The sequence below is a fragment of the Rhizomicrobium sp. genome (assembly GCF_056722145.1).
The window spans coordinates 1-8098 of sequence record NZ_JBWZET010000079.1 but is presented as its reverse complement, the minus strand read 5'-3'; the positions used below and the strand labels follow the sequence as shown (position 1 = coordinate 8098).

Annotated in this window: 8 protein-coding genes and 1 pseudogene; 3 read left to right on the top strand and 6 right to left on the bottom strand. The window is 64.0% G+C overall.

Annotated features, from left to right (window positions below; translation table 11 throughout):
• The 4 genes and pseudogenes from AC1P6P_RS04455 to AC1P6P_RS04440 all read right to left on the bottom strand — a co-directional run.
• Window positions 1-225 (bottom strand): annotated as a pseudogene (locus tag AC1P6P_RS04455) (hypothetical protein); the annotation flags it as partial.
• Between the two features lie 24 nt (window positions 226-249).
• Window positions 250-1779, bottom strand: a complete 1530-nt coding sequence (locus tag AC1P6P_RS04450; RefSeq protein ID WP_481401234.1) for an acyl-CoA carboxylase subunit beta — start codon at window positions 1777-1779, stop codon at window positions 250-252.
• A 165-nt stretch (window positions 1780-1944) separates the two neighbouring features.
• Window positions 1945-2652 carry an ATP12 family chaperone protein gene (locus AC1P6P_RS04445; protein WP_481401233.1) on the bottom strand — a complete coding sequence of 236 codons (708 nt, stop codon included), beginning with the start codon at window positions 2650-2652 and terminating at the stop codon, window positions 1945-1947.
• Entirely contained in the window at window positions 2646-3752 is a 1107-nt protein-coding gene (locus tag AC1P6P_RS04440) for an RluA family pseudouridine synthase (protein WP_481401232.1), read from the bottom strand. Before AC1P6P_RS04440 ends, AC1P6P_RS04445 begins: the two co-directional genes overlap by 7 nt.
• 75 nt (window positions 3753-3827) lie before the next feature.
• Between AC1P6P_RS04440 and crcB the strand changes: the two genes are divergently transcribed.
• The 3 genes from crcB to AC1P6P_RS04425 all read left to right on the top strand — a co-directional run bounded on the left by crcB (window position 3828) and on the right by AC1P6P_RS04425 (window position 4876).
• Complete coding sequence (crcB, locus tag AC1P6P_RS04435) at window positions 3828-4235, top strand: fluoride efflux transporter CrcB (protein ID WP_481401231.1); 408 nt, start codon at window positions 3828-3830, stop codon at window positions 4233-4235.
• 2 nt (window positions 4236-4237) lie between these two features.
• Window positions 4238-4582: a DUF190 domain-containing protein gene (locus AC1P6P_RS04430; protein WP_481401230.1), complete on the top strand. Its 345-nt coding sequence runs from the start codon at window positions 4238-4240 to the stop codon at window positions 4580-4582.
• A gap of 135 nt (window positions 4583-4717) precedes the next feature.
• The gene (locus AC1P6P_RS04425) at window positions 4718-4876 is read left to right on the top strand and encodes a hypothetical protein (protein WP_481401229.1); all 159 of its coding nucleotides are present in this window, start codon (window positions 4718-4720) and stop codon (window positions 4874-4876) included.
• On the opposite strand, the gene AC1P6P_RS04420 is transcribed toward AC1P6P_RS04425, so the two are convergent.
• Together AC1P6P_RS04420 and AC1P6P_RS04415 are read right to left on the bottom strand one after the other, a co-directional pair.
• Window positions 4877-6787: a beta-propeller domain-containing protein gene (locus AC1P6P_RS04420; RefSeq protein WP_481401228.1), complete on the bottom strand. Its 1911-nt coding sequence runs from the start codon at window positions 6785-6787 to the stop codon at window positions 4877-4879. It abuts the gene before it with no gap.
• 356 nt (window positions 6788-7143) lie between these two features.
• On the bottom strand, window positions 7144-8098 hold a 955-nt coding region (locus tag AC1P6P_RS04415; RefSeq protein ID WP_481401227.1), incomplete at its 5' end, for a replication-associated recombination protein A.

Genomic DNA, 8098 nt, shown 5'->3' with positions numbered 1-8098 from the left:
CTTCTCGATAAAGGGTATTAGAAATTTGAGGGGCACCTCTTTTGGCTGAACTCCCGCCTCTTTCGCAAACTTTTGTGCTGCTTCAATTCGCCTAACTGCTGACTTCCACCTTACAAACCTGATTTTGTCACCCAGAAACTCGGACGCTTCTGCAACGGAACCAAAAAGTCGTTGCAAAAACTGTATTGCCTCCGAAGAAGCTTTCTCTGGAATATTGATGTCCATATTTCCTAGTCCTCAGCTGCAATCTTACAGCGGTTCATTCCCGTGTTTCTTCCACACGGCGTCAACGCGCTTGTTGCGCAGCATCCTGAGTGCCCCGGCGACGCGTTTCCTCGTGTTGTGGGGGCGGATGACTTCGTCGACCCAGCCGCGGCTCGCGGCAACGAAGGGGTTTAAGAATTTGTCCTCGTATTCCTTCACCCGCGCCGCCACCGCATCGGCGTCTTTGTCGCCGCGGAAGATGATTTCCACCGCGCCCTTCGCACCCATCACGGCAATCTCGGCCCACGGCCAGGCGTAGGTGACATCACCGCGCAGATGCTTCGAGGCCATCACCAGATAGGCGCCGCCATAAGCCTTGCGGGTGATGATGGTCACCTTCGGCACCGTCGCTTCGGTGTAGGCATATAAGAGCTTGGCGCCGTGCTTGATGATGCCGCCATGCTCCTGCGCGGTGCCGGGCAGGAACCCGGGCACGTCGACGAAGGTCACGATCGGGATGTTGAAGCAATCGCAGAAGCGCACGAACCGCGCCGCCTTGCGCGAGGCATCGCTGTCGAGCACGCCCGCGAGCACCAGCGGCTGATTGGCGACGAAGCCGACGGTGTTGCCCTCCACCCGGCCGAACCCGGTAAGGATGTTCTTGGCGAACTCGGGCGCGATCTCGAAAAAATCGCCTTCGTCGGCGACCTTCAGGATCAGCTCCTTCATGTCATAGGGCTTGTTCGGCGTTTCCGGCACCAGACTGTCGAGCGACTCTTCCACGCGATCGTGGACGTCGTCGGTGGGGAAATGCGGCGGCTTCTCGCGATTGTTGAGCGGCAGGAAATCGTAGAGCCGGCGGATTTCCTCGATGCAGACGATGTCGTTTTCGTAGGCGCCGTCGGCGACCGAGGATTTGGTGGTGTGGACCTTGGCGCCGCCGAGCTGCTCCGGCGTGACGTCCTCGTGCGTCACGGTGCGCGTCACGTCGGGACCGGTGATGAACATGTAGCTCGAGCCCTGCACCATGAAAATGAAATCGGTCAGCGCCGGCGAATAGACATCGCCGCCGGCGCACGGGCCCATGATGACGGAAATCTGCGGGATCACGCCCGAGGCGATGACGTTGCGCTTAAAGATTTCGCCGAAGCCCGCGAGCGCGGCAACGCCCTCCTGGATACGGGCGCCGCCGGCGTCGTAAAGCCCGATGATCGGCGCCTGGTTCTGCAGCGCCATGTCCTGGATCTTACAGATTTTCTGCGCGTGCGCTTCCGAGGTCGAGCCGCCGAAGACGGTGAAATCCTTGGCGAAGACATAGGTCATGCGGCCGTTTATCGTACCCCAGCCGGTGACGACGCCATCGCCGGGGATGCGCGTTTTGGCGGACTCGAAATCGTGGTTGCGGTGCTCGACGAACATGTCGAACTCCTCGAACGAGCCGGGGTCGAGCAGAAGCTCGATGCGCTCGCGCGCCGTCAGCTTGCCCTTTTTGTGCTGGGCCTCGATCTTGGCCTCGCCACCGCCGAGCCGCGCCCGCCGGCGCCGCTCTTCGAGTTCCTGGATGACACGCTTCATGGGCGATTCCCCGGAAAAAGCGGGGAAACTGTAGAGCGGGGGAAATGGGCTGTCATCCCCGGCTAAGCGCAGACGATCATTCTGCCCCCGCGCGCCAGGCAATCGCGAGCCCCCTTGCCCGCTGGCGCGGGACTTCCCCCACGGTCCAAGTGCAGGCTGAGAAATTCAGGCGCCCGTGGGGGCAGAAACGTGCGCCAATTTGAGAAACCGTTCCGCCGTTTTCACTTCCGCCAGCAGTGCGGCGGCGCGTTGGTCGGCTTCTTTGTCGTGGCCCCAGCGCTCGGCCTGGAAACGCTCGTCGAGCTGGTTGAGAGCAAAGGCGGCGGCGGCATCGAGGCGGCCTTCGGCCAGCGCCAACGTCAACACCAGCGAACCGAGGATCGGCGCAACGGTCGCCAGCGCGGTCAGCGCGAAGGGATCGAAGGCGTCCACGGCGGCGCGCAGGGCGGCGATGGTTTCGTCCGTTTGAGCAAAGTGGACGATGCCGGGGCGGGTTTTCAGCCGCACGCCATAGCGCTCCGCCGCCCACTCGAGCAGCGGGTCCCATTCGGTCGCTTGCAGCGCCGCGAGTGCGCTCGGCCGCTCGGCGCGATAGCACAGAAGATCGTTGACGAACGCCATCACCTGCGCGCGCACGGCGTCCATCATTGGCGTAACGCGATCGAGCGCGGTGTTGGAAAGCTTGGTCAGGCCCATCGCATCGGGCACGATCTCGTCGCCCTGCCCGCGCCATTCTTCGGCAATCGCTGCGGCCAGCGCCAGCGTCGGCAATTCGAGCGTGCCCTTCGCCGGCGTCTTTACCGGCCGGCCATCGAGCAGAATGCGAAACGGCGCCGCGGAAACGGCAACGTCCTTGTAGAAGCGCTTCACCATTTCTTCCCTGGCTTGGGCTTCTTGGCGCCGGTGTTGCGGGTGCCGAATACTTTCGGTGCACCGGCCTTCTTGAGAAAGGGTTTGTAGCCGGATTTCTTGCGCGCTTCCGGCTTCGGTTCGGGCTTGAACGAGAACGGGATCGGTTCGGCATCGGGATCGAAGCCGAGGGCCTCGAAACTGCCGCGCATGTGGTCGGGCAGCGGCGCGGTGACCTGCAGGCGGCCGCCGTCGGGATGGGGAATGTCGATGCAGCGGGCGTGCAGATGCAGCCGGTCGGCAATCACGCCCGAACCCTTGGCGGCGTCGCCGCCGTATTTGAAATCGCCGACGATGGGGGTTTCCAAAAAGGCGAGATGCACGCGGATCTGGTGGGTGCGGCCGGTGACCGGCTTGGCCGCGACGAAGGCGAACTCCTCGCCCGCCTCGCCCAGCACCATGTAGTCGGTGATGGCGTGCTTGGACTCGTCGCTGTCGCGCACCGCCATCTTCTCATCGCGGCCGTGCGGACCGTGGCCGCCTTCCTTCAGCAGCGCCGCCTTGATGGTGCCCTTTTTCTTGGCCGGAACGCCCTTGGTCAGCGCCCAATAGATTTTCGAAGCATCGCGCGCCGCCAGCGATTTCGACAACGCCGCCGCAGCGGGCACGGTGCGCGCGATCACCAGCACGCCGGAGGTGTCGCGGTCGAGGCGATGCACCAGCCGCGGCCGCTGGCGCTTTTCGTACATCAGCGAATCCAGCATGCCGTCGATGTGCTTCGACAGCCCCGAACCGCCCTGCGTCGCCAGCCCTGGCGGCTTGTTGAGCACGATCACCGAGGCATCCATGTAGAGGACATAGTCCTGCAGGCTGCCCTGCATCGCCGGCGCGGCAGGACGCGGTTTCTCGGTCAGGTTGCCTTCGGTGACCAGCGGCGGCAGGCGCAGCATCTGGCCCGCCGCAAGCCGGTCGGCGGCCTTGACGCGGGCGCCGTCCACCCGCACCTGCCCGGTGCGCAGGAGCTTTTCCAGCCGGCCGTGGGTCAACGCCGGGTAGTGGCGCTTGAACCAGCGATCCAGCCGGATGCCGTCGTCGTCGCGTTCGATGCGTAGCTGGCGGTCCATTTTGAGTTGCCGTGGGGTCGCGATGGGGGTTCTAGTAGCCCTTGCCAGATTCTACCAGTCCCCGGAGTGTTCGCCATGCCGCCCCTGCCGATGTTGCTTCTCGTGATGGCCGGAGGGGCGCTGGGGACCGGCGCCCGCTATGCCCTTTCGGGGCTGGTCGCCTCCTCCATCGGCGAGACCTTCCCGTGGGGGACGCTGCTCATCAACGTCACCGGCTCGTTCATCATCGGCTTCGTTTTCACCCTGACGTCTCCCGATGGGCGAGTGATGGTTTCCGGCGGCACACGCCAGTTCGTGATGACCGGCTTCTGCGGCGGCTACACCACCTTCTCCTCGTTCTCGCTGCAGACGCTGAACCTGATCCGCGACGGCGAATGGATGGCGGCGGGCGGGAACATTGCCGGCTCGGTGACGCTTTGCATGTTCGGGGTCTGGCTGGGATCGATCACCGCGGGGTTCATCAACCAGCTGAAAGGATCGTGATCATGACGAAAATTCCGTCCGACGCGAAACTCCTGCGCATCTTCTTCGGCGAGGCCGATCGTTTCGACGGCAAGCCGCTGTATGAGGCCATTGTGGTCAAGGCGCGCGAAATGGGGCTGGCCGGCGCCACCGTGCTGCGCGGGCCGATGGGCTTCGGCAAATCGAGCCGCCTGCATACCGCGAAAATCCTGCGCCTGTCGCAGGACCTGCCGCTGGTGATCGAAATCGTCGATGCCGAAGAGAAAATCGACGCCTTCCTGCCGGTGCTCGACACCATGATGGGGTCGGGACTGGTGACGATCGAGAAGGTCACGGTGCTGCGATACGGCGACAAGCCGGCCGTTTGAGCTGCAGGGTGCACGCCAAAGTTGCACGCGCAATGCTGCATATAGGGGAAAGCCCGCATACCGCCGCAAATAGAAAAATTCAGCATATCGCAACGGATGTGCCGTAACCTTATCGGACCAGCAGAGGCCGAGCCCTTGAGCGCGATCAAAGACGTCGAGACGTTTCCGAAGGCGAGCGTGACCAAAGCCTTCGTCGAGCGCGAAAAGGCCAAACGCCTGTCGGTCGGCGCAATCGCCTGCGAAATCACCGAAGACGACAAAACCTGGGTGCTGACAACGGTCTGGCCCGACTGATCAATTGACCACCCGCGGCACGCCGGGATTGAAGTTCACGCGCCCTGTTTCACGCATGTCCCGCTCGCCCAAAACGCCTTCCACGATTTCATAGCCCATCAGCGCGAAGGTGCGGCCGCGATAAAAGACCGGCCGCGAATTGCCGTACCAGTCGATGCAGCTTGCCTTGCAGGCGTCGGCGCGCGCCTCGGCCGGGTGCGACGATAGTTCGCCCAGCAAACCGAATTTTCCCGCCGTGCGCCGCACGAACACCACGGCTGCAGACTCGCGGAACAACTGATGGAACGCGGGATCGGCGGTGCGCATCACCGGCAGACCGAGGACGCCGTAATCGCCATCGAACGCGTTGGATGGGCCGGGCTCGGGCTTGAAGAAAAAGCCATGACTGCGGGTTTCGCCCTGCGACGCCCCAGCGAGCACATAGCGGTCCCCGAGCGCCGGCGTGCCGGCCAGCGTCACCGCCGAGAAGACGAGGTTGTTGGCATCGCTGCCGATCACCACGGCGTCGTGCCCCATGATGTCGATCCGGTCGATGCTGTGCGGCACCGCGAGCTTCAGCGGCTCGCCGCCGTCCACGGGCACCACAACCAGCGTGCTGGCGCCACCCCGCGGCGCCCCCCAACCGACGCCGGTGCCGTACAGCAGGTGATGACCGACAAAACGGTTCTGGAAGGACCAGAAATCGCCATCGGGCTTGGGCAGCGCGCGATATCCGCGATTGGCGACCTCGTCGGTGCCATCGCCGAAATCGTCGCGGTCGACCCGCAGCAGCGCGGTCTGGCCCCGCGAATGCTCCGAATGCCACATCGCCTCGCCATCGGCCTCGGACCGCACCAGCACATTCAAGCTACCGCCGGCGTCATCGAACGAGAACTGATCCACCGGGCCGCCATGCACACGCACCGCCTGCGGCCGGCTGCCATCGAGCGCCAAACGATACAGCATCGAGGTGGGCGGTTTGCGCTCCTGCCAATGATAAGCCGACACCCAAACGTACACCGCATCCTTTGACACGTAGAACACGCGGCCCGGCGGCCCCAAGACGCTGGTGGCGGTGCAGGCGAGGACCGGCGCCACCAGATCGCAGGCGGCGACCGTATGGACGGCGTCAATGGATTCCAGGCCCTGCCCCGGCGAAATGAAGATGTTCTGCGCCGTGCCAATGGGACGGAAGGCGCCACTCTTATCGTCGAAGCGCTTCAGGCCCGGAAAAACCTGCTCCAGATCGCCGGTGAAATTCCACGGGATATAGCGCGGCGAATAGAAGATCAGCTTGGTGCCGATCAGCCGCGAGGCGTAGTTGCGCGACGAATAATAGTCGTTCGATTTGAGCGCATAGGCGTCCTGGAACGACAGACGACCGTCGGGCGTGACGCGGAAACGGTTCACCTGGGTGCCGCCCCGCGAATAGCTATAGCCGATGACGACGATGCGGGCGCCCGAGATCAGCATTTCATCGTACCAATCGCCCTGCGCATTCACGCCGGGCGCCGATGCCTCGATGGCGTCCACGGGCTTCAGACCGCCGCCGGCGATCGACAGTGTGAACAGGCGGCCGTGGTGCAGCACGATCAAGAGATCGCCGCTGGCCTTGACGATGTCGCCCTCGTCGACGCCCTGGACCTGATTGTTGGTAATACTGCCTTCGCCCGGCGCCGCGATTTTCGCCTGCGTGGCAATGGCGGAAACTGGAGGTGGTGGCGGTGGTGGCGGTGCCAGAGCTTCGCCAACGACACCGGCCTGCGGTTTGTTGGCGGCAGCACGCGCAGCCGTCACCCGTCTCAGAAATTGCTTCAGATCATCGTTGGAACGGAACGCCTTCAGGCCCGCGGGCGACGCCGTCGCCGGAACGGGCGCCACGATGAACACGGCCGCCGCGATCACCAATGCCGACAGACTCCGGAACTTCATGGCTGCCCCCTCTTCGCGCCAGGACCTCAGGCATCGTCATGCTCGCCCGCGATTGTGGCAAGATGACGGTGCATCAGGCCGGCGTGTTGCGGGCGATTCGCATCGCCGGGCACAGGCCAGCGCCGTTCGTTTGCACGACGAACATTTCGTATTGCCCGTTTACACCGACGCGCGCGCCCACACGCAACCGCTTGAATTCGCATGGCAGCGTCGCTGGCACGGCCCTTGCGAACCCGAGCGCCAACAATCGGTGGCGATGTTCGGTATGGGGCTGGTCGCTGCGCTCCGCAGGCGCAAGCACCTGCAAACCTCTTCCGGACGGCGGTGGAGTTCGCGAGGGGTGCGCGGCTCCACCGTTATCCGGGATCGCGTTTGGCGCGCAGTTTCGCCCAGTAGTCCAGGCGTTTGGTGATTTCGCGTTCGAAGCCGGTTTCCTTGGGGTGGTAGAGGCTCTGGCGCTCCATCTCGTCGGGGAAATAGTTCTGGCCGGAAAAGCCGTCTTCGGCGTCGTGATCGTATTGATAGCCGGCACCGTAGCCGAGGTTCTTCATCAGCTTTGTCGGGGCGTTGAGGATGTGCGCCGGCGGCATCAGCGAGCCGTATTCCTGGGCCGCGCGCTTGGCGGCGCCGAGCGCCCTGTAGACCGCATTCGATTTCGGCGCCGTGGCGAGATAGATCACGCATTGCGCCAGCGCGATCTCGCCTTCGGGAGACCCGAGGAAATCGTAATAATCCTTGGCGGCGAGCGCCTGCACCATCGCCTGCGGATCGGCGAGACCGATGTCTTCGACGCTGGCGCGGACCAGACGGCGGGCGATGAACAGCGGCGCCTCGCCACCGGCCAGCATCCGCGCCAGCCAATACAGCGCCGCATCGGGATCGGAACCGCGGATCGATTTGTGCAGCGCCGAGATGATATTGTAATGCTCCTCGCGACTCTTGTCGTAGATCGGGGCGCGGCGCTGCACCGCTTCCACCAAGGCGGCAGGATCGAGCGGCTTGACGGTTTTGAGCGCCGTCACTTCCTCGGCGAGATTGAGGAGGTAGCGGCCGTCGCCATCGGCCATCGCCTTCAGCGTGGCGCGGGCATCGTCCGTGAGCGGAAGAGTTTCGCCGGTGTGGGCTTCCACCCGCTGCAGCAGCGTTTCCAACGCGGCATCGTCGAGGCGGCGCAGCACCAGCACCTGGGCGCGGCTGAGCAAGGCGCCGTTGAGCTCGAACGACGGATTCTCGGTGGTGGCGCCGACCAGGATCACGGTGCCGTCTTCCACCACCGGCAGAAACGAATCCTGCTGGCTACGGTTGAAACGG

Bases quoted from the DNA above. Each gene is read 5' to 3' on its own strand.
- AC1P6P_RS04440 (WP_481401232.1), bottom strand. From the start codon at position 3,752: ATGGACCGCCAGCTACGCATCGAACGCGACGACGACGGCATCCGGCTG.
- AC1P6P_RS04430 (WP_481401230.1), top strand. From the start codon at position 4,238: ATGACGAAAATTCCGTCCGACGCGAAACTCCTGCGCATCTTCTTCGGC.
- AC1P6P_RS04420 (WP_481401228.1), bottom strand. From the start codon at position 6,787: ATGAAGTTCCGGAGTCTGTCGGCATTGGTGATCGCGGCGGCCGTGTTC.
- crcB (WP_481401231.1), top strand. From the start codon at position 3,828: ATGCCGCCCCTGCCGATGTTGCTTCTCGTGATGGCCGGAGGGGCGCTG.
- AC1P6P_RS04450 (WP_481401234.1), bottom strand. From the start codon at position 1,779: ATGAAGCGTGTCATCCAGGAACTCGAAGAGCGGCGCCGGCGGGCGCGG.
- AC1P6P_RS04445 (WP_481401233.1), bottom strand. From the start codon at position 2,652: ATGGTGAAGCGCTTCTACAAGGACGTTGCCGTTTCCGCGGCGCCGTTT.